Genomic DNA, 22809 nt, shown 5'->3' with positions numbered 1-22809 from the left:
ATTCGCCCGGGGCCTTCTTCGTGCCCGGATGGAGTCAGTCGAAGAGGTGCGCCACGATGCTCGAGGTGTAGCCCTCGGGGGCCAGGTTCGAGTACTGGGTGTCGATGAGGATGTCGTCGCGCCAGAACAGGGTGCGACCGTCCGTCACGGGGTACTGCTCGTTCGGCCAGGTCTTCTCGCACCGGGTTCCGCCGTCGGGAGTGAAACAGCTGAAGCCCTCGGTCGTGACGAGCGCATTGAGCATGTCGAGCGCGGGGCCGCGGTTCATGAGAGAGATCGTCGTGATGAGGTTGGTGGTGTCGGCGCGCGGATCGCGCCAGATGCAGGTGAGGGTCCCGGCGTCGCCGACGCCGGAGGGGCCGACGCTCGCATCATTGAGGGGCACGCCGTCGAGCTGGGCGAGCACATCCTCCGACAGGATGGCGCGGCAGTCCGTCGGCAGCGCGATCGGCGTGGCCGTCGGAGTGGGAGAAGCGGAGGGTGATGGGCTCCCGGAGCCCTCGGGGTCGGCGCTTGCCGAGGGGTCGGGCGATGAGCCGGACCCGGATTCCGCGGGACCGGAACCACAGCCGGCGAGCACTGCGACGAGCAGGAGAGCCGCAGCTCCGGCGGCGATTCGAGCGTTCATGCGCTCACGGTAGCGCCGCGCGCTGTCTACGCCGGGAGGCTGACCGAACCGTCACAGAAGCCGCTCGCGCGGTAGTGTCGGCAGAATGAGTGATGTTTCCCCCCGTGTGCACGGTGCAGTCGTCGTCGGAGACGCGCTGATCGACGAGATCCACGATGTCGGCGGTGTGCGAGAACTGGTCGGCGGTGCAGCGCTGAACGTCGCCGTCGGGCTTCGCCGGTTGGGCGTGCCGACGACCCTGATCGCGATGGTCGGAGAGGACGAAGCGGGTGCGCACATCCGCGAGTACCTCGACGATCACGACGTGCGGCTGATCGCTAGTGAGGCGCCGCTGGGCTCGTCCCGCGCGATTGTGCAGCGCGGTGCAGACGGCGAGCCCGTCTACGTCTTCAGCGAGGCGGCGCAGAAGCGCAGCATCCGTTACTCCGAGGAGGCGGTTCGGACGATCGCCGATTCGGGACTCGTGGCCGTCAGCTGCTTCCCCTTCGACGTGCCCGCCGAGGTCGATGCTCTGCTCGAGGCGGTCGGCGATGCTCGTCTCGCTGTCGACCCGAACCCGCGTTCGGGGATGCTGAGCGATCGCGCCGAGTTCGTGCGCGGCTTCGAGCGTGCGGCTGCGGGAGCGTCGATCGTCAAGGTCGGCGCCGACGACGCGTCGCTTCTCTATGACGGCGATCTCGACGCCCTCAGGGCGCGGTTGCGCACCCTCGGGGTCAGCGCCGTCCTCGCCACCGCGGGTGCGGACGGTGCGGCTCTCGAGTCGGATGCCGGGATCGTGACGGCGCCCATCTCGACGCTGCCCGGACGCGTCGTCGACACCGTCGGCGCCGGCGATGCGACCCTCGCAGCTGTGGCTGCGGGACTGTCGCAGGGCACGCCCTCCGACGCTGGCGGGTGGCAGCAGCTGCTCGATCGAGCGATGGACGTGGCCGCTGCCACGTGCCGCGCCGAGGGCGGCCTGCTCCGGACTCCGGAGTCGCTGGCCGACCCCGACCGGGGCGTCTTCGGGAGCTGAGCGCTCGATTTCTCACGCCTGCCCTCGGCAGGTATGATTATCTATCGTGCCCCCGGTTGGCTGTCGAAGTCGGACGGGTGCGCTCTGGCGAGTTACCCAAGCGGCCAAAGGGATCTGACTGTAAATCAGACTGCTCAGCATTCGGGGGTTCGAATCCCTCACTCGCCACCAGTAAGTTCTTCTGTACCGCAAGGTCGAATCAGAACACTTCGCACACGATGAGAAACGCCCCCGCACTGCGGGGGCGTTTCTCGTTTCTACGCTCGCGGGGTCCTCGCCCGCTGTCCTGTCTCAGCGAGGATCCGCCCCGTCTTACCCGACGCCGACGCTCACGACGTCAGGCTTCTGCTCGGCGGAGAGCGCGTCAGCCCCCTGACGGGTCGCCTCGGCGTCGGAGAGCGGAGGACGACGAGGCCACCAGAAGGCGTCCTTGGTGATGAAGGCGAGCGCCGGGACGATGACGGTTCGCACGAGGAGTGTGTCGATCAGCACGCCGATGCACACGATGATGCCGATCTGCGTCAGCGTGATGAGCGGCAGGACGCCGAGCACGGCGAACACCGCGGCGAGCAGGATGCCGGCGCTGGTGATCACGGCGCCCGTCGCTGCAAGAGCGCGGATCATGCCCTGCGTGGTCCCGAGGTGCGTGGCCTCCTCCTTCGCCCGGGTGACGAGGAAGATGCTGTAGTCGACGCCGAGCGCGACGAGGAACAGGAAGCTGAACAGCAGCACGTTCGTGTCGATGGCGGGGAAGCCGAAGAGCGGTGACTGGAAGAGCCACCAACTCAGCCCGATGGCGGAGAAGAAGCTGGCGACGACCGCGATCAGGAGCAGCAACGGCGCGACGAACGCCCGAAGGAGAAGGACGAGAACGACGAAGACCAGCGCAAGGATGAGCGGGATGAGGAGGGCTTGGTCTCGAGCCTGCGCATCGGCCACATCGAGCGCCTGCGAGTCGAGGCCACCGACGAGGCCTTCGCCGGATCCGACGTCGTCGAGAGCCTCGCGCATGCGCTCCACCGCAGCGAACGCCGCCTCGGTTTCGGCGCCGGCATCGAGGGTGACATCGATCCGCGCCAGCTCATCGGTTGTCTCTCCCACGGTCGCCGAATCGACGCCCTCGAGATCTCCGAGGGTGGCAACGGCCGCGTCGGCGTCATCGAGAGGAACGACGACGATCGCGGGGGAGGTGGTTCCGGCCGAGAATGCGTCGGCGAGAACCTCCTGGCCCTGTACAGCCTCGGGCTTCTGCAGGAAACGGTCATTCTGTGACAGCCCGGTCTGCACGAAAAGCAGGCCGCTGGCCATGGCGCCGAGCACCACGAAGCCGACGGACGCCACCAGGACCGGCCGCTTGGACACCCCGCGACCGAGCTTGCCCCAGACGCTGCGAGAGATGGCGTCGGGCGAGTTGAACCGGGGGATGTAGGGCCAGAACAGACCGCGACCGAACAGCACGAGGGCAGCGGGGAGGACGAAGAGAGCGAAGAACATGGCGACGAGGATCCCCACGGCGCACGCCAGTCCCAGCGCACGGTTGCCGGCGATCTCAGCGAGAAGCAGCGTGAGGAGCGCGAGAGCGACGGTCGATCCGCTGGCGACGATGGCGGGACCCGCTCCGCGAAGAGCCCGCTGCATCGCTTCCCTGCGGTCTTCGTGCAATCGCAGTTCGTCTCGGTATCGAGCGATCAGGAGGAGGGCGTAGTTCGTTCCCGCGCCGAAGACGAGCACCGACAGGATGCCGGTGATCGACGCGTCGAGCTGGATGCCCACGGCGCTCGCCACCTGTCGCGCGACGATCCCGGCGAGGGCGTCTGCCAGGCCGATGACGACCAGGGGGACGATCCACAGCCAGGGGCTGCGGTAGGTGATCAGAAGAAGCACTGCGACGACGATGACGGTGGTGAGCAGCAGGGTGAAGTCCGCGCCGTCGAAGACGGCGGCGATGTCGACCTCGAAGCCCTCTGCGCCGGTGAGATAGACGCGTACCCCATCGAGGTCTGCGGCGGAGATGTCGCGGATCTCCTGTGCGCGAGCAGACTGTTCGGCGACGTCCGGCTCCGGCTCGAGGGGCACGATCACCAGTGCGACCGTTCCGTCCTCCGAGATCTGCGCGGGCGGCACGGCGCCGTCGCGTGAGAGATCCGCCAGCTCGCCGAAGGCCTTCTCATCGATGAGAGCGAGCGTGTCCGCATCCAGCTCGCCATCTTCGGCAGCGAAGACGACCAGCGCGGAGGTCGCATCCGCGCTCGAGAACTCCTCCAGAAGCTCGTCGACCTTGACCGACTCCGCCGACGAGGGCAGCCCCACGGAAGGGGCGGTCTCGGAATCCTCGCTCCCCGCGAGCGCGAAGAGCGCGGCGGCTGCGACGGCGGTCACGACCAGGATGATCCATGACGTCTTGGCGGACGTCAGGAAACGCGTCAATGCACTCACGAGGATTCCCCACCTTGGATAGTAGTTCGACAATCAAATTATATGACTATCGAAAGAGAGTAGCGATATCGTGGAGGGCATGCAAGCGAGCGAGGGGCCAGCGCCCGAGGTCGAGAGGGCGGCGTTCGCGCCTGCCCGACCGGCGACGGCTCTGCTGCGGGAATTCCTCGAACTCAGCGAGCTGTTCGAGTCCTCCCTCGCCGACGAACTGGGGGTCAATCCCACCGACCTCCAGGTCATGGAGCACCTGATCATGAGCGGACCGTTGGCTCCGACCGAGCTCGCTCGGAGAGTGGGGCTGTCTGCGGGAGCGACCACCACTGCCGTCGACCGGCTCGTCGCGCTCGGGCATGTCTCTCGGGAGCCTCGCCCGAACGACCGTCGAGGCATCCTCGTCGCTCCGCGGCCCGAGTCGCGCGACAGGGCGATGGGGCGTCTGATCCCCATGATCATGGGTGTCGATGCGGAGCTGGACTCGTTCACGGCCCAAGAGCAGGAAGTGATCACCCGGTATCTCCGTCAGATCACCGAGTCACTGCGCGCACACGCCGGGGGCGCCGCCTCCGCTCCGCGCTGAGGTGCGGGTCGATCACCACGCGGGCGGCAGCGATCACGCCAGCCCGGCGGAATTGCTAGACGGTCTTCGGAAATTCCTGGACACCTCGGTGCAGCGGGCGCATAATCTGATCCACAGGACATGGTCTCAGCAAAGGAGCACGCCATGAGCGATCCGAATGAACCGACAGAGCTGTTCGACTCGGCCTCGGGGCCGACCGGCGCGTCGATCACCGATTGGACAGATCTCGGACGGGAGATGTGGGCCTATCTCACCGGTCGTGGGGCCGCCGTCAATTACACGTTCGAGGACATGACCGTCGAGGTGCCTCGCGATATCGGGCCAGACGCGCCACGGGCGACCTGGAAGTTCAACGGCACCCTCCGGGTGACGACCAGCGACAGCGCGTCCGGTGGCACGGGCTCGGTCTGAGAACGAGCTTCTCCGATGATTCGCCTCGATATCGACCTGCACGTCGAGCAGGCCAGCCCGGACGGCGGCCCTCCGGCGCGGTTCAGCGTGAGAGCTGAGGGTCAGGAGGTCGTCGTCACGCTCGAATCCACCACTGGACTCGGCAGCATGAGCCGTCGTGACCTGACTCAGCTCGTCCCGCTCGCCGATGGACTCGCGCGACGCGGAATCCGTGTGCGCGTGGAAGGACCGCGGGGTACTCTCGTTCAGCTCGGGGACGTGAAGTCGGGGCCGGTGGGTCGGGCCATCGCCGGCTCCTCGCACATCAAGCTCGGGCATCTCGCGACGCTCCTGTCGGAGGCGCAGCATCGGGACAGCGGCAGCGGCTTCCGGCTTCCCGTCCCTCCCTCGACGCCGTTCCCCCTCGTCCCCACGGTGGCTCGGAGAGTTCGGCGGCGGGTCACGACGACCCATTACTTGCCCGGCTCGGGTCGTCCTCGGTTGATCTTCGCGGTCGGTTCAGGCGACTGGAACTTCAGCAGGCCCCGAGAGTTCGACCTGCTCCCGGGGCGCACGATCATCGGTTCCGGGCCAGACGCAGACCTGCGGTTGGAGGGGCTCGAAGCCCGCCACGCCGAAGTCCGTCACAACGACGATGACGAGTACGTCCTCTACTCGTACGCGGCGACCGGCGGCGGTCGACCGAATCTCCCGCACAGCACGGAGAACGCCAGGATCCTGCGGACCGGATCTCGCATCGAGATCGGGCCCTGGCGTCTGGCGTACTACCGGGAGGAGTTCGCCGACCATGGGCGTCCCTTCGGCGGGCGTCAGGGAGGCGAGTACGAGTTCCAGAAGCAGCAACCGGTGCGTCCGTACGGATCGGGCGAGCTCGGCTGACCGCTTCCGCCCAACGGAGGGGAGCCCCATCGTGCTCAGCGTGCGGCGCGCGCTTCGTGAGCAGTGATGTGCGGCGGCTACAGTCTCAGACGAACCGTCTACGAAAGAGAGACTGCTGATGACTGACCAGACGAGGCTCGCGCAGCTGGAGAAAGAGCACGTCGGACTGGTCCTGCGTCGGTTCGACCGCGCGGACGCGTGGCAGCTCGGGAGATCCATCGCAGAGCGCGCACTGGCGCAGGGAGCTCCGGTTGCGGTCGATGTGCGCACCGCCTCCGCCATCCTGTTTCACGCATCGCTGCCGGGTGCGACGGCCGACAACGACGCCTGGGTGCAGAAGAAGGCCGCGACCGCCCTGCGGTTCGAGACCAGCACGGCGCTGCTCGAAGCACGTGTCGCGAGCGGCGGGCGCGACATGTTCGAGCCGGGATGGCTCGACGCCGTCACGTATGCGGTCGCCGGAGGCGCGGTGCCCATCCGTGTCGAAGGTGTGGGCGTCGTCGCCGTCGCGACCGTATCAGGGCTTCCGTCAGCGGATGACCACGACCTCGTCGTCGAGGGGATCACCGCGTTGGAGCTGCTCGTCGGGTGAAGCACCGAGTGGTGCCGAACGTCGACGACGCGCGAGTGTCCGATGGCGACCGGATCACCGCGGGTTCGAGCGGTCAGGGCCTGATCTGGATCTCGACGTACGGATAGTGGCAGTCGCCGGGCGCACGTGTCTGCTCGCAGTCCTGATCGGGCGCGAGCATCATCAGCGCTGGTCCCGTGAGACCGGATGGCAGATCGACTGAAACAGTGGTCGCTCCGATCTCGAGCCGTGAGCCGGTCCTCGTGTCACCATCTGAGGTGCGGACGATCACTTCTCCCGCCCACTGCTCGTCGATGCTGCACTCAGCAGGATCGGCGGACACGGAGACGGTCTCGCCCGCCCGTGGCGATGCGGAATCGATCGTCAGCATCATGGCCACCCCCTCGCACGCTCGCGACGCAGGAAAGGGACTGATCGGTGCGTCACTCGTCGTGGTGTGCTGGTTCTGGGGGCCGATGCCCTGCGGTGCGCATCCCGCCAGCCCGGTGCTGAGCAACAGCGCCACGAGCAGTGTTCGCAGCGGGTTCCGCATCGAGTTCCTCATGACTCTTCAGTGTCTCGCGCCGAGGAATCGTCTCAGTAGTCGGGGTGCAGGCGCAGCCGGGAGGCGATCTGCGCTGCCTGTTCGGCGGGGGTGAGGGCGATGTCGATCTCGATCGCCCTCTCGTCGTCTTCCAGCGGCTCGAGCGTGGCGAACTGCGAGTCCAGCAGCGTGGCCGGCATGAAGTGACCCTGACGGCGCAGCATCCGATCGAGGATGAGCTCCCTTGAGCCGGTGAAGTGCACGAACGTGACCGCTTCTCGGCGCAGCACGTCGCGGTAGCTGCGCCGCAGCGCCGAGCACGTGACGATGCCGGGCTCGCCCGCTTCGATGCGCTCGTCGATCCACTCGGCGATGCGGTCGAGCCAGGGCCAGCGGTCGTCGTCGTTGAGCGCGTGACCCGCGGCCATCTTGGCGACGTTCGCCTCGGGGTGCAGATCGTCGCCCTCTTCGAAGGCCCAGCCGAGGCGCCCGGCCAGCATGGCAGCGACTGTCGACTTTCCGGTGCTGGCGACGCCCATGAAGACGAGGACGGGTACGTTGACGGACATCATGGCGCGCTCAGACGAAGAGGCTCAGGACGAGGACTCCGGCGAGGCCGGTGACCGAGATGAGGCATTCGAGTACTGTCCATGACTTCAGAGTCTGCGGGATGCTGAGGCCGAAGTACTCCTTGATGAGCCAGAAGCCTGCGTCGTTGACGTGTGACAGGAACACCGAGCCCGAGCCGATCGCGAGCACGAGCAGCGCGACCATGGGGGAGTCGAGGGTTTCGGTGAGCGGCTGCAGGATGCCGGCGGCGGTGATCGTCGCGACGGTCGCCGATCCGGTGGCGATGCGGATCACCACGGCCACCAGCCAGGCGAGGACCAGCACCGAGACCGAGGATCCGGAGACGAACTCGGCGATCACGTCCCCGATGCCGGTGTCGACCAGCACCTGCTTGAAACCGCCGCCGGCGCCGACGATCAGCAGGATGCCGGCGATCGGGCCGAGCGACGATCCCACGATGTCGTTGATCTTGGTGCGGTCGAAGCCGGCGCCGCGTCCGAGGATGAAGAAGCCGGCGAGCACGGCGATGAGCAGCGCGATCACCGGGGTGCCGAGGAAGTCGAGAGCGAGCTTCCAGGGGGCGTCCGACCCTGCGGCCGAGATGTCGGCGACGGCCTTCGCGAGCATGAGGAACACCGGCAGCAGGATGCTGAAGAGCGTGGCGCCGAACGAGGGCCTACGACGCTGCTCGACGCCCTCGTCCTCTTCGGTGACGAACAGCTCGGGCACGGGCACATCGACCCAGCGCTCGGCGAAACGCGCGAAGAGGGGACCCGAGATGATCACAGCGGGGATCGCGACGATCACACCGAAGGCGAGAGTGAGGCCGAGGTTGGCACCGAGTGCGTCGATGGCGGCGAGCGGACCCGGGTGCGGCGGCACGAGACCGTGCATGGCCGAGAGGCCGGCGAGCGTCGGAATCGCGATGCGCATGAGCGGCGCACCCGAGCGACGGGCGACGAGGATGATGACAGGCACGAGCAGCACGAGGCCGACCTCGAAGAACATCGGAAGGCCGATCACGGCGCCGATGAGTCCCATGACCCAGGGAAGCGAGCGGGCGCTCGCCCGGCTGACGAGGGTGTCGACGATGCGATCGGCGCCGCCCGAGTCGGCGAGGAGCTTGCCGTAGATCGCGCCGAGCGCGATCAGGATGCCGACGCCACCCATCGTCGTGCCGAATCCGGTCGAGAAGCTGGTGACGGATGCGCTGATGTCCATGCCCGCGATCGCGCCGGTGGCGAGTGCGCCGATCGTGAGCGAGAGGAAGGGGTGCAGCTTCACCCAGGTGATGAGGACGATGATGATCGCGATCCCCAGCACTGCGGCGGTGATCAGCTGACCAGCGGGGCGGTCCGGCGTGGCCGTGTCGGTGACTGCCGCCATGAGCGCGTCGGTGGCGGGGGTGAAGAGTGCCATGAGCTTCCTTGATCCGGGCGTGGTTTACGACCTTATGCCGTACATAATAAGCACGCATACCATGTCATGCGCAACATAAACGAAACATGGGTGTGAGATGCACCATCTGAAGAGCCCGATGCGGGCATACTCGACATATGACCGTCTCCGGCGCCGGAAGCCCAGTGCACGATTCTCTCGTCACCGAGCTCGGCAGGGCGATCGTTGACGGCCAGCACCCGCCGGGCTCGCGGATGCTCACGGTCGAGCTGGCGCAGAAGAGGGGTGTCTCCCGTTCGGCCGCACGCGAGGCGGTTCGCGTCCTCGAGTCCTTCGGCCTGGTCTGGGTCCGCCGCAAGTCCGGCGTCGAAGTGCGGCCTCGAGCCGACTGGAATGTCTACGCCCCCGAGGTCATCGCGTGGCGTCTCGCAGGCCCGGGCCGTGACGAGCAGCTGCGCGAGCTGAGTCAGCTGCGTTCCGTGATCGAACCGCTGGCCGCTCGTCTCGCCGCGGTCTCGGCGACGTCGGAGCAGAAAGTGGAGCTCGTCTCGCTCGCGGTCGCGATGGGTCAGGAAGATCACGAGGCCGACCGGGAGCGCTACCTCACGGCGGACATCAGGCTGCACCGGCTTCTGCTGGATTCCTCCGGCAACAGGATGCTGGCCGCGCTGGGAGGGACGGTCGAGGCCGTGCTCAGAGGGAGGACGGCGCATGACCTCATGCCGCACGTCGCCAATCAGAGCGCGGTGCAGTGGCATCGGGACGTCGCGTTCGCCGTGGCGAACGGCGATGGGGAGGCCGCCGCCGCGGCGATGCGGGAGATCGTCGCCGAGGCCGATGACGCGATGCAGCGGGCGGCCGACTGACCCGGGAGCGCGCCGATGCTTCGCCGGGTTCATAGACTGGAGCGATGCGAGCGCTCACCGAAGCAGACGTCCGTGCCTCCTTCGTCAATGCGGACGCGGACGAGCTGCGGGTCATGGAGATGCCGCACGACTTCGTCCTCATCGACTGGGACTACCTGGACTTCTTCGCATGGAGGGATCCCAGTGCGGGGCGACGCGGTTACATCCTCACCCAGCATGAGGGGGAGATCGTCGGAGTCGTCCTCCGAGCCTCGGATCCCGGCCGCGGGCGCTCGGGGATGTGCAACATCTGCCACACGATGCAGCCGGGGAACCAGGTCGCGCTCTTCTCGGCCCGACGTGCCGGCGAAGCGGGGACGCGCGGAGATTCGGTGGGAACCTACATCTGTGCTGATCTCTCCTGCCACGAGAACGTGAGGCTCGCTCACCCCCTCGCCCCCAATGAGGTGCTGGCACCCGGACAGGTCGACATGCGTCTCGACGGCACGCGACGCCGTATGGAGGCTTTCACCAAGCGGGTGCGGGACGAGCGCTGATCGCGGTTAGCCTGGTGGCCAACGTCCTGCGCTCGAAGGAGAAGCCATGAACGATGCCATCCTGTTCGCCGTCGACGGGGGACTGGCCAGGCTCACTCTGAACCGTCCCGCGAGACTCAACGCCTTCAATGCCGATCTCGCGCACGCGTGGCGCGATGCGACTGCAGAGGCCACCTCGCGGTCAGACGTCAAGGCGATCCTGATCGATGCGGCCGGCCCGGCGTTCTGCGCGGGCGGCGACGTGATCGACATGGCCACGACCATGGGGTCCGCCGACGACATCACCGCGCTCGCCGAGGTGATCAACACCGGCATCCGCTCGCTGACGGAGTCCGCGGTGCCCGTCGTCGCCGCAGCTCACGGCACGACGGCGGGGGGCGGACTCGGGATCCTGCTCAGCAGCGATTACGCCATCGTCGGTTCGCGCTCGCGCCTCGGCAGCCTCTACGCGAATATCGGCCTCACCCCCGACCTCTCGGTGTCGGCCCAGCTCGCTCGTGCGGTCGGACAGCGTCGGGCGCTGCAACTCGTGCTGCAGGACCGCCTGCTGTCTGCCGCCGAGGCCGTGGAATGGGGTCTCGTGGCAGAGGCCGTCGACGGGGCGGACTCTGCGGGCGAAGCCGACCTGGTGCGAGCCCGCGCCGAAGAGGTCGCCCGCTTCTGGCTGGCCGGTGCCGCAGAGGCCTATGGGAACGCGAAGCGACTCGTTCGCTCGCAGCCCGAGCGAACGTTCGCAGAGCAGCTGAGCGAGGAGGCGCGGTCGATCGGTGCCGCCATGGCGACGCCGGATGCCCAGGCTCGGATCGCCGCCTTCGCTGCGTCCTCCGCGCGCAAGCGCTGATCGCTGCACCGGAGCCGATTCACTCCGATGTATCCACGGATCGCGCCGTCGCTGCTGCCTTCGCGGCGCCGCGTGCAAGGATGAACGCAACGCCGCCCAACGAGAGGAACGCGATGACGCAGCCGGAGATCGTCCAGCAGCCCCCTGCGCTGGTCGAGAAGAAGAACATGTCCCTTCTCATCAGAGGGGCGATCTGGATCGCCATCGGCGCGCTGATCGCCGCCGCGCTCGTCTGCGTCGTGTGGGTACTGGTCGGCGATCAGGACGGGTTGATCGGCCGAGCCTTCCTCACCATCCTTCTGCTCGCAGCGTTCGCAGGCATCGCGATCCTCGAGGCCGGACTCGCACCGAACCGTCCCGACTGGCTCGCCCTGTCGAGCATGGTCAGCTGGATCGTCGCTCTGCTGGTCGGAGCCGTCAAGATCTGGCTGCCCGAGGACGATCAGTTCTTCACCGGCGCAGAGCGCTTCTTCCAGCTCCTCCTGGTCGTCGGAATCCTCCAGCTCGCCCTGTTGCATGTCCGGCTGTTCACGCCGGCCGCGCAGCGGCACGTGACGACGTTCACCCGCATCATCTACATCGCGACGATCGTGTTCCTCGGCGGCCTCGTGGCCATGCTGATCTTCTTCCTCACGTTCCCGAACACCTTCGACTACGGCGAGCTCTACTGGCGCATCGTCGTCGCGCTCACGATCCTCGCGGCGGTGGGAACCACGTTGATCCCCCTGCTGAACGCTCTGTTCGCTCCTCGCAAGCCTGCAAGCGCTCGTGCCGCCGTCGCTCACGGCGTCGCTGCTGCTCCCGCCTGGCCGACGTACGCAGACGGGCGCACTCCGCTGCCGGTGCTGCCCGACGGTTCGCCGGACTGGAACGCGTACTACACGGGTCACCCCTCTGCTCAGCCTCCTCAGGCTCCACAGCAGGCGCTGCCGACTGCTCCATCCCCGCAGCCGTTCCCGATCGCACCGTTCCCAGCGGCGTCAGATCCGTACTCGCAGGCACAGCCGGCGCCTCCTGTGCCGAAGGCGCCTGATGCCCCCGCTGCCTACCCGGCAGCCCCGCCGGCCCCGCCGTTCCCGCCGCAGTGAGCCTCGAGATCGAGCTCGCCGACCTCGCCTCTCGGATCGCACGCGAGGCCGGCGACCTGGCACGCACGCGTCGCGCCGAAGGCGTGCACCTCGCCGCGACGAAATCGACGCTCGCAGACATCGTGACGGACGCCGACCGCGAGGTCGAACTGCTCATCCGTGAGCGACTGAGGGTCGCTCGGCCGGGAGACGGCTTCCTCGGCGAAGAATCGGAGGCCGAGCGGAGCGAGACCGGAATCACCTGGGTCGTCGATCCCATCGACGGCACGGTGAACTACGCCTACGGGATTTCCTCCTACGCGGTGAGTATCGCGGCGGTCAGCGGGCGTCCCGTCGCGGGTGAATGGGATGACCTCGCCGCAGCCGTCTACGCCCCGGCATCCGCCGAGATGTTCACCGCGGCGAGGGGCCACGGCGCATTTCTGGACGACGAGCGACTCTCGGTCACAACCGAGACCCCGGCGGGTGCGCTGCTGGCCACCGGCTTCGGATATGACCCGGCGACGCACGACGGCGACCTCGCCACCGTGCGCAGGATCATGCCGATCGCCAGGGATCTCCGACGTGCGGGTTCGGCAGCGCTGGACCTCGCGTTCGTGGCTGCCGGTCGCCTGGACGGCTACTTCGAGCGCGGCCTGAAGCCGTGGGATCATGCGGCAGGCGCGCTGCTCGTCGCTGAGGCGGGAGGCAGGGTCTCGCTGATCGATCGGGACTCGACGAGACCCATGCTCATCGCAGGTGGAACCGAGGTTCACCGACGGATGATCGATATTCTTCGAGATGAAACGTGAACGATTCATGGTATTCACAGGTGGATCAGGCTAGGGTTTATCCGATCGTTACTTTCATCGGCCCGAATCGGTGAAGGTCCTAAGCGCCCCCGAGCTTGACGTTTTAAACCCGAGAGAATCTGACTTGCCCTTCGAGAATCCCCAGGCTGCCTCTGCGCCCACGCGCCGGTCCAGCCGTCTCCGCACTGCGGCCTTCGAGGCCTCTGCGGCAGGAGTGACGGAAGCCGTCTCCGAAGCCGCGCCCGTCTCCGAAGCCGCGTCCGACGCCTTCGAGACTCCGACTTCGCGCCGCGCCGCGCGCCAGCGGCTGAACACTGCAGAGGTGTTCATCGCCGCGAGCGCGGTGGCCGCAGCGTCAGCAGCATCGGACTCGGCAGATGTCGTCGCGGTCGAGCCCACTGAGGCTCCTGAGGTCGTCATCGAGCCGGTTGCGGAACCTGCTGTCGAGCCGGCGGCCATGCCCGCTCTGGCCGAGGAGGCTCGGACAGAGCCTCTGCACGCCGATCCTCGCGGAGCCGGGCACCGCCCGGGCGCTGACGATGCCTTCGAGACCGCGGCCCGTGCGTTCCGCCGCGCCGCGCCGAAGAGTGCGTCCGAGCCGACCGTCGAGCCTGAAGCCGCCGCGGCGGAAGAGACGCCTGTCGAGCACGTCGCCCGTCGCCGTCCGTCGGCCCGCAAGTTCCTCACAGTCGGCGCGACCGTCGGCGTGATGAGCCTCGCCGGACTCCTCGCGGTCGGAATGACGCTTCCTGCTGAGGCTGTGGCTGCAGTGCAGGGCACACAGTCGCTCGCGGCCACGTCTCTCGTCGCCGCATCGGGCTCCAAGTCTGCGGACAAGGCCGACGACGAGATCCAGGCTTTCGTCACCTCCTCCGATGTGCAGAACGAGTCGCTTGCGCGCTCCGACAGCTTCTCGACCGTCTCCCTGATCCAGGTGGCGTCGGAAGAGGGCATCAACTACTCCAACGAGGTCTTCACCAACGACGCCGAGGCCGCCATCCAGTGGCCCTTCAAGGTCGGCGTGGGCATGAGCTCGGGATACGGCATGCGCTGGGGCCGGCTGCATGAGGGCATCGACTTCGTGCCCGGCGAGGGTGCGCCCATCCAGGCGATCGCCGACGGCGTCGTGCGCATCGCCACCGAGCAGGGCGGCGCATACGGCGTGACCGTCTACATCGATCACGTGATCGACGGGCAGATCGTCACGAGCCACTACTCGCACATGCAGTACGGCTCGCTGCAGGTCAAGGCCGGTCAGACCGTGAAGGTCGGCGACATCGTCGGTCACACGGGAAACACCGGCCGTTCCTACGGAGCCCACCTGCACTTCGAGATCATCGTCAACGGCGGCACCATCGACCCGCTGCCGTGGCTGCGTGAGAACGCGGGCCGCACCTCGTATTGACACCTCGATTTCATGAGGACGCCACAGTGATGGTATTCTCGTGTGGTTGCCCCGCGAGGGGCAGCACGCCCCGATAGCTCAGTGGCAGAGCACTTCCATGGTAAGGAAGGGGTCGTCAGTTCAATCCTGACTCGGGGCTCACAGCGTTCGTATCTGCGATGCGGATGCGGTGTGGCAGGGTAGCTCAGCTGGTCAGAGCGCACGACTCATAATCGTGAGGTCGCGGGTTCAAGCCCCGCTCCTGCTACAGAATGAAACCCCCGGGATTCCCGGGGGTTTTGTCGTATCACGAGTCTTTCGGAAGTTGTGGCGACGATGTCAAGGGGATGCCGTCTCCGAGCTCCCCGCGGTCACAATGATCGCCCAGTACCCCCGACGATAGGAGCGATCATGTCAGACCCCCAGGCGGGCCCCGATGAGGGCGCCGAGATCGACGCGACCGGCGTGGATGCCGACTTCGTGACGAACGACCCTGATCCCGAGATCGACCCCGCGACACCGGGTGAGGATCAGAAGGCCGACGGTGACAACGCGGATCACCCTGACGAGCTCGAGGTCGGCGACCTTCCCTGACGCTGCAGACACCGCGGGCCCGCTCCTCGACGTGAGGAGCGGGCCCGAGGGCTGTGCGCGGAGCGTCAGCGAGCGGTCGGGGGCGCGTCGTTGTCGACGACGACGCGGGCATCGCCATCCGAACCGGCGGCGGTCCGAACGATCGTGCCTCGCTGCTCTGCTTCCAGACGTTCGGCCTCCTCGCCGCTGATGGCCTCTCCTCGGGCGACGAGCCCGGCCTGATCCGACAGCGGGATCTGCTTGAGGAACAGCGACAGCACGAGGGCCAGCACGATGAACGGCACGAGGAACCAGAACACCGGCGCGAGAGCATCCGCGTATGCCGTGACGATTCCGTCTCGGACTTCGTCTGGCAGGGCATTGAGCGTGGCGGGGTCGATGGTCGACGCCGCCTGAGATGCATCCTCAGGTGAGGCTCCGGCGTCGGCGAAGACGCCGAGCAGGTTCTCGGTCAGGCGAGTCGTGAAGATCGTGCCGAACACCGCGGTGCCGAGCGAGGCGCCGACCTCGCGGAAGTAGTTGTTCGTGCTGGTCGCGGTGCCGATCTCGCCGGCGGGGACGGCATTCTGCACGACCAGGACGACGACCTGCATGATCAGGCCGAGTCCGGCGCCGAACACGAACAGGAACGCGCAGATCAGCCAGATCGGCGTCTCGGCCGAGAGAGTCGTCATCGCCACCATCGCGATGCCGGTGAGGATCGTTCCGACGATCGGGTAGACCTTGTACTTGCCGGTCTTCGAGATCGCGATGCCCGAGAAGATCGAGGTTCCGATCAGACCCACCATCATCGGGATCATCAGCAGACCGGATGCCGCGGCGGAGGTGCCGGACGACATCTGCAGGAATGTGGGCACGAAGCCGATCGCGGCGAACATGCCGATGCCGAGCACGAGCCCGATCGCGGTGGCGTTGACGAAGATCGGGTTGCGGAAGAGGCTCAGCGGGATGATCGGGTCCTGCACCTTCGCCTCGGTGATGACAAAGGCGGTCGCTGCCACGACAAGACCGGCACCCCAGGCCCAGGTCGCGAGGGAATCCCAGCCGAACTCCTTGTCGCCGCCGAAGTCTGTGAAGAAGATCAGGCAGGTCGTCGCGATCGACAGGAAGATCACGCCGAAGATGTCGATCGGCTTCTCGGCCTTCTTGCTCGGCAGCTTGAGGGCGACCAGCGCGATGATGAAGGCGGCGATGCCGACCGGGATGTTGATGTAGAACGCCCACTGCCACGTCATGTGGTCGACGAAGAACCCGCCGAGCAGAGGACCGGCGACAGCCGACAGGCCGAAGACGGCGCCGAGCGGCCCCATGTACTTGCCGCGCTCGTTGGCGGGCACGATGTCGGCGATGATCGCCTGCGACAGGATCATCAGTCCGCCGCCGCCGAGACCCTGCAGCGCGCGGAAGGTGACGAACATCCAGAAATCGGTGGCGAACGCGCAGCCGACCGAGGCGAGCGTGAAGAGGGCGATCGCGACCAGGAAGAGGTTTCGACGACCGAGGACGTCGCCGAACTTGCCGTAGATCGGCATGACGATCGTGGTCGCGAGCAGGTATGCGGTGGTGATCCACACCTGGTGATCGACGCCGCCGAGCTGCCCGACGATCGTCGGCATCGCGGTCGACACGATCGTCTGGTCGAGACTCGAGAGCAGCATCCCGGCGATCAGGGCGCTGAAGATGATCCAGATGCGCCGCTTCGTGAGCAGGAAGGGCGCATCCTTGGTGGCTGTGGCGGACATTCAGTCGGCTTTCTGTGATGGTGCGAACACGGCGCGTGCGATCTCGAGGCGTCGCCCGACGAGATCGCTGAAGGAATCGGTCGAGTGATGGTGCAGCAGCTGATCCATGCACAGGCGCACCAGCGCGCCGACAGTGTGGACCATGACCTCGGCGTGCAACTCGGCATCGGCGCCCTTGCCGCTTCGTCGCACGACGAGCTCCATGTCGCGACGCTCGTTCTTCGCCAGCTGTTCGAACGCGGCCTTGAGCAGGCGAGGCTCCTGCTCGATCACGGCGAACATGGCGGGCGCGTCGTCGAGCGGATTGAAGAGCTCGAATCGGGCGATCGTCAGTCGGAGGAAGTCGTCGAGCAGCTCGCCGCTCTGGGCGACGAACTCGGCTTCGAGGGCCTCCTGTCGGGAGTCGATCGCGGCGAACCCGAAGACGGCGTTCTCCTTGCTCTCGAAATAGTTGAAGAACGTGCGCCGCGAGACGCCCACCTCTGCGCAGAGCTCCTCGACCGTGAAGCCGGCGAAGCCGCGTTCGGTGGTCAGGCGGCGCGCCGCATCGGTGAGGGCGCGGGTCGTCTCACGCCTGCGCTGCTCTCGCAAAGAATCTGCACTCTCGCTCATAGAGTGCAATATTGCACTCTCAACCTAAGAGTGCACTGTGAAGAAATTCCCCGACGATTTGTGACGAATCGTTCGTAGCATCCGTCTTAGTGGTGTCGCTGCACTGCGGCCCTCCCCGCTGGGGATCCCACACTGATGAAGGAGCACATGATGGCGAACGTCTCGAACGCACAGCAGCCCAAGGTCCAGGTCGCCCCGGCAGGTTCGACCGTCGCCTCGACCGGCCAGACGATCATCGAGAACGGCGTCGTCGCCAAGATCGCCGGCATCGCGGCTCGTGAGGTTCCCGGCGTCTACGCCCTCGGTGGCGGAGCAGCGCGAGCGGTCGGAGCCATCCGCGACGCGCTCAACTCCACCGACCTCACCCAGGGCGTCAGCGTCGAGGTCGGCGAGACCCAGGTCGCCGTCGATGTGACGATCGTCGCCGAGTACCCTGTGTCGCTGCAGAAGGTCGCCGATGACGTGCGGGCAGCGATCTCCGTCGCCATGAGCGAGTTCGTCGGCAAGCAGGCTGTCGAGGTCAACGTCACCATCAACGACGTGCACATCCCTTCGGACGACGACGCGAGCGGCGACACGGCCGACGCCGACGCCGGCGCGGAGACACGTGTCCTGTAGCCCCGCGAGGTGCGTATCAACCATCGGATCAGCATCTTGTGACCGCGCCGTCGGATCGTCGATCCGATCCGTCGGCGCGTCTGCTCCGAACATCTCACGGGATACGGAAGAGGGAGTCGACGGATGGGTGGGGAACGATTTCGCTCTGCTCTCGAGCAGGCCGATGACCGGATCGTCGCCGGTCGGGCGATGGACGGCGACGTGGCCGCGTTCGCGGTGCTGGTGCGCAGGTACACGCCGATGATGCGTGCGTACACGCAGCGGATGCTGAACGCCTCGGCCGATGTCGACGACATCGTCCAAGAGACGTTCGTGACCGCGTGGCAGCGGTTCTCCGAGCTCGACGACCCGGCGAAGGTCAAGAGCTGGCTGATGCGCATCGTCAGCCGCAAGGCGGTCGACCGTATTCGCGCGCTGCGTCCGACGCTCGACGTCGATGACATGGAGCAGGCGGCGCCCGCGCACGCCGCGCCCGCGCGTGTGGTGGAGGCGCGCGCCGGGATCGAAGCGCTCGGTGCGGCGCTGCAAGAACTGCCTGCCGCTCAGCGCGAATGCTGGGTGCTGAGGGAGATGGGCGGCTACTCGTACGACGAGATCGCCACGGAGCTCGACATCTCGGTGTCGACGGCACGTGGTCTTCTCGCTCGAGCCCGAAAGTTCATGATCGTGCGAATGGAGGCCTGGCGATGACTGAAGAGCAGGAAGCTCCCGACGTGCGTCAGCTCGGACTCGAGCCGGGTGATCTCGACGGACACACGCTCGAAGAGCTGAGCGACTATCTCGAGGCAGGCAGAGTGCCCGTCGACCCGTCGATCGAGGGCTCGCCCGGGTGCCAGCTCGCACTCGACGCGCTCGAACGGCTTCGCGGTCTGGGTGGACAGCTGATCGAAGCCGATGTCGCGGCCAGCCCGGAGGTCGATGACAGCTGGGTCGACCGCATCCTCTCGGGGATCGCGCTCGATGCCCGTGCCGGACGCCGCATCCCGTTCGCGGAGTCCGACCCGTCCCTCGACTTCGGCATCACGGAGGGGGCGGTCCGAGGACTCATCCGCTCGGCCGAGAACGCCGTACCGGGCATTCTGGTCGGTCGATCGACTCTCGACGGAGACGTCACTGTCGTGGGCGAGCCGATCCGGATCGCGATCGAGGTCAATGCCGTCTACGGGGAGTCGATCCCGACGGCCGTCGAACGGCTTCGTGAAGAAGTCGCCGAGCGTCTGCGCCGGCAGACCGACCTCACCGTGACCGCGATCGACATCACGGTGCGGGATATCCAGCAGATCAGCAGTGCGGCGGAGGAGGCCTCATGAGCACGACAGCCCTACCGGGACTCGCCGAGCGGATCGAGGCGGCGGTGCGTGCGACTCCCGGCGTGCGCAGCGTCTACCGAGCGGGCTCGCTGGTGTCGAACCTCGTCGGGGAGAGCGCCGTGGCGGTCGGGCTCAGCCCGATCGACGAGCCTCTCGTGGCCGTCCGCGTGGTGGGCGAGGGGGCTGAGGTCCAGGCGTCACTCGGCATCGAGTACTCGGCCAGTGCCCTCGATCTGCTCCGAGACGTCCGCGTGGCCATCGGGAAGGTCCTCGCGGAGGACGGGCTGGAATCCGTCGCAACCGTTCTCACGATCGCGTACGTCCATCCGCGAGAGGCATCGTCGGACTGAGCGCGTGAGCACACGGAGGCGCCGATCCTGGGTGAGGATCGGCGCCTCTCGGCACTCAGCCGATGGCGATCAGGCGATCGCGCGGAGGCCGTCGACGAGGGGCGTGGTCGGCCGACCGATGAGGCGGGCGAGCGTCCCGTCCGTATCGGCGAGGGCGCCCGCAGCGATGCCGGCGTCGAGAGCGACGACGAATCCTGCCGTGCCCTCGTCGAGACCGGCCGCCCGGAGGCCGGCGAGCTGCTCGTCGGCGGTCAGCGGCTGGTATTCGACGTCGCGACCCGTGACCTCGGCGATCGCGCCGGCGAGATCCGCGTAGCCCCACGCGACGTCTCCGCCGAGCTCATACACCTGGCCGACGTGACCGTCTTCGAGCAGCACGACGGCTGCGGCTTCGGCGAAGTCCTTGCGGCTCGCCGAGGCGACACGTCCGTCACCGGCTCCTGAGGCGAGCACACCGGTCTCGGCTGCGCGGGCGACGTCGGCGGCATAGTTCTCGGTGTACCAGTTGTTGCGCAGGATCACCGAGGGGAGACCGGATGCTGCGATGAGCTCTTCGGTCGCCTTGTGCTCGGGCGCGAGCACGAGATCGCTCGTCGTCGCCCGCGGGGCGCTCGTGTAGACGAACTTCGAGACTCCGGCGGCCTTGGCGGCGTCGATGACGGCCTCATGCTGGGCGACCCGCTGGCCGACCTCAGAACCCGAGATCAGCAGGACGCTGTCGACGCCCTCGAGCGCCGCAGCGACGGAGGAGGGGTCGGTGTAATCGAGTCGCGCGACCCGAACGCCGAGATCCTCGGCCCTGCTGACGTCGCGCGCTCCGGCGACGATCGACTGCGGGTCGGCGCCGCGCTCGAGCAGGCTGTCGATGACGAGGCGTCCGAGGTTGCCGGTCGCGCCGGTGACGAGGATGGTCATGGGGTGTCCTTTCGTAGGTGACAGGAGCGACAACCTCGCCACCGGTCGTGAACATTCCACACTGTCGGTACCCACTTTGAAGTAAGGTACGTACATGACGGTTAGTTATGCGCAGATCCGGGAGGCTACTCCGCAGATCTTCGAGCCTGGATGCAGCACGCGAGTGATCCTCGACCACGTGATGAGCAAGTGGGGAGTGCTGGTTCTCTCGTCGCTCTCCGACGGCACCCGTCGCTGGGGCGAGTTGCGTCGCGAGGTCGGCGGCATCAGCGAGAAGATGCTCGCCTCCACGCTGCGCACTCTGGCCGACGACGGACTCGTGCGCCGTGAGTCCTTCCCGACGGTGCCTCCGCACGTCGAGTACAGCCTGACTCCGCTCGGCCGCGATCTCATGGAGCGGATGCTGCCGCTCGTCGAGTGGGTCGCCGACCACGCCGACGGAATGATCGATCGCGATTAGCTCGACGGATTCCGTCGTTACGGAATGGACGTAACCACGAAATCCGTCGGTGAAAGAAAAGGATTGACGCGATATACGCGGTAGCCGTATGTTCTGAGCATGTCAGCTACGACGCCGATCCATCTCGAACGCCCCGACGGCAAGGGGCTCGCCGCAGGCACCCTCGGTCTGTGGGGATCGACCGTCATCGGCCTGGCCTCGACGGCCCCCGTGTACTCGCTCGTCGCGACGCTCGGCTACGTCGTTCTGGCCGTCGGAGCTCAGGCGCCGATCGCGTTCATCATCGCGTTCGTGCCGATGCTGTTGATCGCCTTCGCCTACCGCGAGCTGAACAATGCCGTCCCCGATTGCGGCACCACCTTCACGTGGGGGACGAAAGCGTTCGGCCCATGGGTCGGCTGGATGGGCGGCTGGGGTGTCGCGGTCGCCGGCATGGTCGTGCTGGCCAACCTCGCTCAGATCGCGTCGGTGTACTTCTGGTCGCTGATCGGGTTCGATCTCGAGAACAACGACTGGCGGATCGTCCTCGTCGCGGTGCTGTTCATCGCCGCGATGACCTGGGTCAGCTGGCGCGGCGTCGAGATCGGTGAACGCATCCAGAATGTGCTGCTGGGCATCCAGTACCTCGCACTGGCGATCTTCGTCGTCGCCGCGCTCTGGCAGTTCTTCGCCGGGACCGCGCCCGATCCGACGCCGTTCGAGATGGAGTGGCTCAACCCGTTCGCGTTCACCAGCTGGCCCGGTTTCACCGAGTCGATCCTGCTCGCTCTTTTCATCTACTGGGGCTGGGACACCTGCCTGGCGCTCAACGAGGAGACCAAGGATCCCAAGAAGATCCCCGGCCGCGCAGCGCTGCTGACCACCGTCATCCTCCTCGTCACCTACGTCGGCGTCACGATCGCCGCGATGATGTACGCCGGTCTGGGTGCGGAGGGCACGGGACTCGGCAACGAGGCCAACGCCGACGACTTCTTCCTGGCGATCAAGGACGGACTGCTCGGCCCGTTCGGCTGGGTGCTCGTGGTCGCCGTCGTGCTCTCTGCCATCTCGTCCACACAGACCACGATCCTCCCCACGGCCCGCGGCACTCTCGCGATGGGGGTGTACCGGGCGCTGCCGGCGAAGTTCAAGGACGTGCACCCGACCTACAAGACGCCGTCGTTCTCGACGATCGTCATGGGGGTCGTGGCCATCGCCTACTACATCGGCATGACCCTGATCAGTGACGACATCCTCCAGGACTCGATCCTGTCGCTCGGTCTGGCGATCGCGTTCTACTACGCCATCACCGGATTCGCCTGTGCCTGGTACTTCCGCAAGGACCTCACCCGCTCGGCGCGCGACTTCTTCTTCAAGGGTCTGTTTCCCGTGCTGGGCGCGGGCATGCTCACCTGGGCCTTCGTGCAGTCGGCGATCGACATGTGGGACGTGGACTACGGCTACACGGTCCTCTTCGGCATCGGCGGCACCTTCGTGATCGGCATCGGAGCGCTCGCCTTCGGCCTCGTGCTCATGTTCGTCTGGTATCTGTTCCCGCGGTCGAAGAGGTTCTTCCGCGGCGAGAGCCTCAACCGCGACACCCAGGTGATGGTGCCGGACGAGCCGGGTCTGATCCGCTCGATCGACGGCGGGATCTGAGCCCCATCACCCGGTCAGAGCCGGATCGCGCACGG

The 22809-nt window shown here is 66.9% G+C and carries 26 protein-coding genes and 3 tRNA genes; 21 read left to right on the top strand and 8 right to left on the bottom strand.

What is annotated here, in order from left to right; translation table 11 throughout:
* Nucleotides 1-34: 34 nt before the first annotated feature.
* Nucleotides 35-628, bottom strand: a complete 594-nt coding sequence (locus QMA07_RS02580) for a hypothetical protein (RefSeq protein WP_290159780.1) — start codon at nucleotides 626-628, stop codon at nucleotides 35-37.
* A gap of 85 nt (nucleotides 629-713) precedes the next feature.
* On the opposite strand from QMA07_RS02580, the gene QMA07_RS02575 reads away from it, so the two are divergent.
* Together QMA07_RS02575 and QMA07_RS02570 are read left to right on the top strand one after the other, a co-directional pair.
* On the top strand, nucleotides 714-1643 hold the full coding sequence (locus QMA07_RS02575) for a PfkB family carbohydrate kinase (protein ID WP_290159778.1): 930 nt from the start codon (nucleotides 714-716) through the stop codon (nucleotides 1641-1643).
* Nucleotides 1644-1729: 86 nt separating this feature from the next.
* Nucleotides 1730-1814: transfer RNA gene (locus QMA07_RS02570), tRNA-Tyr, on the top strand.
* Between the two features lie 141 nt (nucleotides 1815-1955).
* Here QMA07_RS02570 and QMA07_RS02565 read toward each other — a convergent pair.
* Nucleotides 1956-4079 carry an MMPL family transporter gene (locus QMA07_RS02565; RefSeq protein WP_290159776.1) on the bottom strand — a complete coding sequence of 708 codons (2124 nt, stop codon included), beginning with the start codon at nucleotides 4077-4079 and terminating at the stop codon, nucleotides 1956-1958.
* A gap of 79 nt (nucleotides 4080-4158) precedes the next feature.
* On the opposite strand from QMA07_RS02565, the gene QMA07_RS02560 reads away from it, so the two are divergent.
* The 4 genes from QMA07_RS02560 to QMA07_RS02545 all read left to right on the top strand — a co-directional run bounded on the left by QMA07_RS02560 (nucleotide 4159) and on the right by QMA07_RS02545 (nucleotide 6538).
* The gene (locus tag QMA07_RS02560; protein ID WP_290159774.1) at nucleotides 4159-4656 is read left to right on the top strand and encodes a MarR family transcriptional regulator; all 498 of its coding nucleotides are present in this window, start codon (nucleotides 4159-4161) and stop codon (nucleotides 4654-4656) included.
* Between the two features lie 144 nt (nucleotides 4657-4800).
* Nucleotides 4801-5067 (top strand): hypothetical protein, encoded by a 267-nt coding sequence (locus tag QMA07_RS02555; protein ID WP_290159772.1) that lies wholly within the window; start codon nucleotides 4801-4803, stop codon nucleotides 5065-5067.
* 15 nt (nucleotides 5068-5082) lie between these two features.
* Complete coding sequence (locus QMA07_RS02550; RefSeq protein ID WP_290159770.1) at nucleotides 5083-5946, top strand: FHA domain-containing protein; 864 nt, start codon at nucleotides 5083-5085, stop codon at nucleotides 5944-5946.
* A 118-nt stretch (nucleotides 5947-6064) separates the two neighbouring features.
* Nucleotides 6065-6538 carry a heme-degrading domain-containing protein gene (locus tag QMA07_RS02545; RefSeq protein WP_290159768.1) on the top strand — a complete coding sequence of 158 codons (474 nt, stop codon included), beginning with the start codon at nucleotides 6065-6067 and terminating at the stop codon, nucleotides 6536-6538.
* A gap of 73 nt (nucleotides 6539-6611) precedes the next feature.
* On the opposite strand, the gene QMA07_RS02540 is transcribed toward QMA07_RS02545, so the two are convergent.
* The 3 genes from QMA07_RS02540 to QMA07_RS02530 all read right to left on the bottom strand — a co-directional run bounded on the left by QMA07_RS02540 (nucleotide 6612) and on the right by QMA07_RS02530 (nucleotide 9050).
* On the bottom strand, nucleotides 6612-6911 hold the full coding sequence (locus QMA07_RS02540) for a hypothetical protein (RefSeq protein ID WP_290159766.1): 300 nt from the start codon (nucleotides 6909-6911) through the stop codon (nucleotides 6612-6614).
* A gap of 203 nt (nucleotides 6912-7114) precedes the next feature.
* Nucleotides 7115-7633, bottom strand: coding sequence for a gluconokinase (locus tag QMA07_RS02535; protein WP_290159764.1), 519 nt, complete (start codon nucleotides 7631-7633; stop codon nucleotides 7115-7117).
* Nucleotides 7634-7640: 7 nt separating this feature from the next.
* A complete protein-coding gene (locus QMA07_RS02530) occupies nucleotides 7641-9050 on the bottom strand; it encodes a gluconate:H+ symporter (RefSeq protein WP_290159762.1) in 1410 nt (469 codons plus the stop codon).
* 137 nt (nucleotides 9051-9187) lie between these two features.
* Here QMA07_RS02530 and QMA07_RS02525 point away from each other — a divergent pair, with 137 nt between their 5' ends.
* The 9 genes from QMA07_RS02525 (at nucleotide 9188) to QMA07_RS02485 (ending at nucleotide 15129) form a co-directional block, all read left to right on the top strand.
* Nucleotides 9188-9895, top strand: a complete 708-nt coding sequence (locus QMA07_RS02525; RefSeq protein WP_290159760.1) for an FCD domain-containing protein — start codon at nucleotides 9188-9190, stop codon at nucleotides 9893-9895.
* Nucleotides 9896-9939: 44 nt separating this feature from the next.
* Nucleotides 9940-10431 (top strand): FBP domain-containing protein, encoded by a 492-nt coding sequence (locus QMA07_RS02520; protein WP_290159758.1) that lies wholly within the window; start codon nucleotides 9940-9942, stop codon nucleotides 10429-10431.
* A gap of 46 nt (nucleotides 10432-10477) precedes the next feature.
* Nucleotides 10478-11272 carry an enoyl-CoA hydratase/isomerase family protein gene (locus QMA07_RS02515; protein WP_290159756.1) on the top strand — a complete coding sequence of 265 codons (795 nt, stop codon included), beginning with the start codon at nucleotides 10478-10480 and terminating at the stop codon, nucleotides 11270-11272.
* 113 nt (nucleotides 11273-11385) lie between these two features.
* On the top strand, nucleotides 11386-12360 hold the full coding sequence (locus QMA07_RS02510) for a hypothetical protein (protein ID WP_290159754.1): 975 nt from the start codon (nucleotides 11386-11388) through the stop codon (nucleotides 12358-12360).
* The gene (locus QMA07_RS02505) at nucleotides 12357-13151 is read left to right on the top strand and encodes an inositol monophosphatase family protein (RefSeq protein WP_290159753.1); all 795 of its coding nucleotides are present in this window, start codon (nucleotides 12357-12359) and stop codon (nucleotides 13149-13151) included. The genes QMA07_RS02510 and QMA07_RS02505 overlap by 4 nt, the downstream gene beginning before the upstream one ends.
* A gap of 124 nt (nucleotides 13152-13275) precedes the next feature.
* Nucleotides 13276-14556, top strand: a complete 1281-nt coding sequence (locus QMA07_RS02500) for a M23 family metallopeptidase (RefSeq protein ID WP_290159751.1) — start codon at nucleotides 13276-13278, stop codon at nucleotides 14554-14556.
* 67 nt (nucleotides 14557-14623) lie between these two features.
* A tRNA-Thr gene (locus QMA07_RS02495) sits at nucleotides 14624-14695 on the top strand.
* 34 nt (nucleotides 14696-14729) lie between these two features.
* A tRNA-Met gene (locus tag QMA07_RS02490) sits at nucleotides 14730-14803 on the top strand.
* A gap of 143 nt (nucleotides 14804-14946) precedes the next feature.
* A complete protein-coding gene (locus QMA07_RS02485) occupies nucleotides 14947-15129 on the top strand; it encodes a hypothetical protein (protein WP_056375780.1) in 183 nt (60 codons plus the stop codon).
* Between the two features lie 65 nt (nucleotides 15130-15194).
* Here the strand turns inward: QMA07_RS02485 and QMA07_RS02480 are convergent, their stop codons facing one another.
* Together QMA07_RS02480 and QMA07_RS02475 are read right to left on the bottom strand one after the other, a co-directional pair.
* Nucleotides 15195-16871 carry an MDR family MFS transporter gene (locus QMA07_RS02480; protein ID WP_290159749.1) on the bottom strand — a complete coding sequence of 559 codons (1677 nt, stop codon included), beginning with the start codon at nucleotides 16869-16871 and terminating at the stop codon, nucleotides 15195-15197.
* Entirely contained in the window at nucleotides 16872-17483 is a 612-nt protein-coding gene (locus QMA07_RS02475) for a TetR family transcriptional regulator (RefSeq protein WP_140036340.1), read from the bottom strand.
* Between the two features lie 150 nt (nucleotides 17484-17633).
* On the opposite strand from QMA07_RS02475, the gene QMA07_RS02470 reads away from it, so the two are divergent.
* From QMA07_RS02470 to QMA07_RS02455, 4 genes are all read left to right on the top strand, one after another.
* Complete coding sequence (locus QMA07_RS02470) at nucleotides 17634-18101, top strand: Asp23/Gls24 family envelope stress response protein (protein ID WP_290159747.1); 468 nt, start codon at nucleotides 17634-17636, stop codon at nucleotides 18099-18101.
* Between the two features lie 123 nt (nucleotides 18102-18224).
* Nucleotides 18225-18791, top strand: a complete 567-nt coding sequence (locus QMA07_RS02465; RefSeq protein WP_290159746.1) for a sigma-70 family RNA polymerase sigma factor — start codon at nucleotides 18225-18227, stop codon at nucleotides 18789-18791.
* Nucleotides 18788-19411 carry an Asp23/Gls24 family envelope stress response protein gene (locus QMA07_RS02460; RefSeq protein ID WP_290159744.1) on the top strand — a complete coding sequence of 208 codons (624 nt, stop codon included), beginning with the start codon at nucleotides 18788-18790 and terminating at the stop codon, nucleotides 19409-19411. Before QMA07_RS02465 ends, QMA07_RS02460 begins: the two co-directional genes overlap by 4 nt.
* Nucleotides 19408-19761: a hypothetical protein gene (locus QMA07_RS02455; protein ID WP_290159742.1), complete on the top strand. Its 354-nt coding sequence runs from the start codon at nucleotides 19408-19410 to the stop codon at nucleotides 19759-19761. The genes QMA07_RS02460 and QMA07_RS02455 overlap by 4 nt, the downstream gene beginning before the upstream one ends.
* A gap of 69 nt (nucleotides 19762-19830) precedes the next feature.
* Here QMA07_RS02455 and QMA07_RS02450 read toward each other — a convergent pair whose 3' ends face one another.
* Nucleotides 19831-20676, bottom strand: a complete 846-nt coding sequence (locus QMA07_RS02450; RefSeq protein WP_290159740.1) for an SDR family oxidoreductase — start codon at nucleotides 20674-20676, stop codon at nucleotides 19831-19833.
* A 94-nt stretch (nucleotides 20677-20770) separates the two neighbouring features.
* Here QMA07_RS02450 and QMA07_RS02445 point away from each other — a divergent pair, with 94 nt between their 5' ends.
* Both QMA07_RS02445 and QMA07_RS02440 read left to right on the top strand, forming a co-directional pair.
* The gene (locus QMA07_RS02445; RefSeq protein WP_290159738.1) at nucleotides 20771-21136 is read left to right on the top strand and encodes a helix-turn-helix domain-containing protein; all 366 of its coding nucleotides are present in this window, start codon (nucleotides 20771-20773) and stop codon (nucleotides 21134-21136) included.
* A gap of 99 nt (nucleotides 21137-21235) precedes the next feature.
* Nucleotides 21236-22774, top strand: coding sequence for an APC family permease (locus QMA07_RS02440; RefSeq protein ID WP_290159736.1), 1539 nt, complete (start codon nucleotides 21236-21238; stop codon nucleotides 22772-22774).
* Nucleotides 22775-22809: the final 35 nt, after the last annotated feature.

Source organism: Microbacterium sp. APC 3901, assembly GCF_030407765.1.
Classification (GTDB): domain Bacteria; phylum Actinomycetota; class Actinomycetes; order Actinomycetales; family Microbacteriaceae; genus Microbacterium.
The sequence above is the reverse complement of the archived record's forward strand: the minus strand, read 5'-3'. Positions and strand labels throughout refer to the sequence as shown.

What these genes read in the sequence shown, in the direction of transcription:
- QMA07_RS02450 (WP_290159740.1), bottom strand. Translation starts at nt 20,676, where the DNA reads ATGACCATCCTCGTCACCGGCGCGACCGGCAACCTCGGACGCCTCGTC.
- QMA07_RS02475 (WP_140036340.1), bottom strand. Translation starts at nt 17,483, where the DNA reads ATGAGCGAGAGTGCAGATTCTTTGCGAGAGCAGCGCAGGCGTGAGACG.
- QMA07_RS02470 (WP_290159747.1), top strand. Translation starts at nt 17,634, where the DNA reads ATGGCGAACGTCTCGAACGCACAGCAGCCCAAGGTCCAGGTCGCCCCG.
- QMA07_RS02555 (WP_290159772.1), top strand. Translation starts at nt 4,801, where the DNA reads ATGAGCGATCCGAATGAACCGACAGAGCTGTTCGACTCGGCCTCGGGG.
- QMA07_RS02560 (WP_290159774.1), top strand. Translation starts at nt 4,159, where the DNA reads ATGCAAGCGAGCGAGGGGCCAGCGCCCGAGGTCGAGAGGGCGGCGTTC.
- QMA07_RS02485 (WP_056375780.1), top strand. Translation starts at nt 14,947, where the DNA reads ATGTCAGACCCCCAGGCGGGCCCCGATGAGGGCGCCGAGATCGACGCG.
- QMA07_RS02580 (WP_290159780.1), bottom strand. Translation starts at nt 628, where the DNA reads ATGAACGCTCGAATCGCCGCCGGAGCTGCGGCTCTCCTGCTCGTCGCA.
- QMA07_RS02540 (WP_290159766.1), bottom strand. Translation starts at nt 6,911, where the DNA reads ATGATGCTGACGATCGATTCCGCATCGCCACGGGCGGGCGAGACCGTC.
- QMA07_RS02525 (WP_290159760.1), top strand. Translation starts at nt 9,188, where the DNA reads ATGACCGTCTCCGGCGCCGGAAGCCCAGTGCACGATTCTCTCGTCACC.
- QMA07_RS02460 (WP_290159744.1), top strand. Translation starts at nt 18,788, where the DNA reads ATGACTGAAGAGCAGGAAGCTCCCGACGTGCGTCAGCTCGGACTCGAG.
- QMA07_RS02520 (WP_290159758.1), top strand. Translation starts at nt 9,940, where the DNA reads ATGCGAGCGCTCACCGAAGCAGACGTCCGTGCCTCCTTCGTCAATGCG.
- QMA07_RS02480 (WP_290159749.1), bottom strand. Translation starts at nt 16,871, where the DNA reads ATGTCCGCCACAGCCACCAAGGATGCGCCCTTCCTGCTCACGAAGCGG.
- QMA07_RS02515 (WP_290159756.1), top strand. Translation starts at nt 10,478, where the DNA reads ATGAACGATGCCATCCTGTTCGCCGTCGACGGGGGACTGGCCAGGCTC.
- QMA07_RS02545 (WP_290159768.1), top strand. Translation starts at nt 6,065, where the DNA reads ATGACTGACCAGACGAGGCTCGCGCAGCTGGAGAAAGAGCACGTCGGA.
- QMA07_RS02440 (WP_290159736.1), top strand. Translation starts at nt 21,236, where the DNA reads ATGTCAGCTACGACGCCGATCCATCTCGAACGCCCCGACGGCAAGGGG.
- QMA07_RS02550 (WP_290159770.1), top strand. Translation starts at nt 5,083, where the DNA reads ATGATTCGCCTCGATATCGACCTGCACGTCGAGCAGGCCAGCCCGGAC.
- QMA07_RS02535 (WP_290159764.1), bottom strand. Translation starts at nt 7,633, where the DNA reads ATGATGTCCGTCAACGTACCCGTCCTCGTCTTCATGGGCGTCGCCAGC.
- QMA07_RS02445 (WP_290159738.1), top strand. Translation starts at nt 20,771, where the DNA reads ATGACGGTTAGTTATGCGCAGATCCGGGAGGCTACTCCGCAGATCTTC.
- QMA07_RS02575 (WP_290159778.1), top strand. Translation starts at nt 714, where the DNA reads ATGAGTGATGTTTCCCCCCGTGTGCACGGTGCAGTCGTCGTCGGAGAC.
- QMA07_RS02510 (WP_290159754.1), top strand. Translation starts at nt 11,386, where the DNA reads ATGACGCAGCCGGAGATCGTCCAGCAGCCCCCTGCGCTGGTCGAGAAG.
- QMA07_RS02530 (WP_290159762.1), bottom strand. Translation starts at nt 9,050, where the DNA reads ATGGCACTCTTCACCCCCGCCACCGACGCGCTCATGGCGGCAGTCACC.
- QMA07_RS02465 (WP_290159746.1), top strand. Translation starts at nt 18,225, where the DNA reads ATGGGTGGGGAACGATTTCGCTCTGCTCTCGAGCAGGCCGATGACCGG.
- QMA07_RS02455 (WP_290159742.1), top strand. Translation starts at nt 19,408, where the DNA reads ATGAGCACGACAGCCCTACCGGGACTCGCCGAGCGGATCGAGGCGGCG.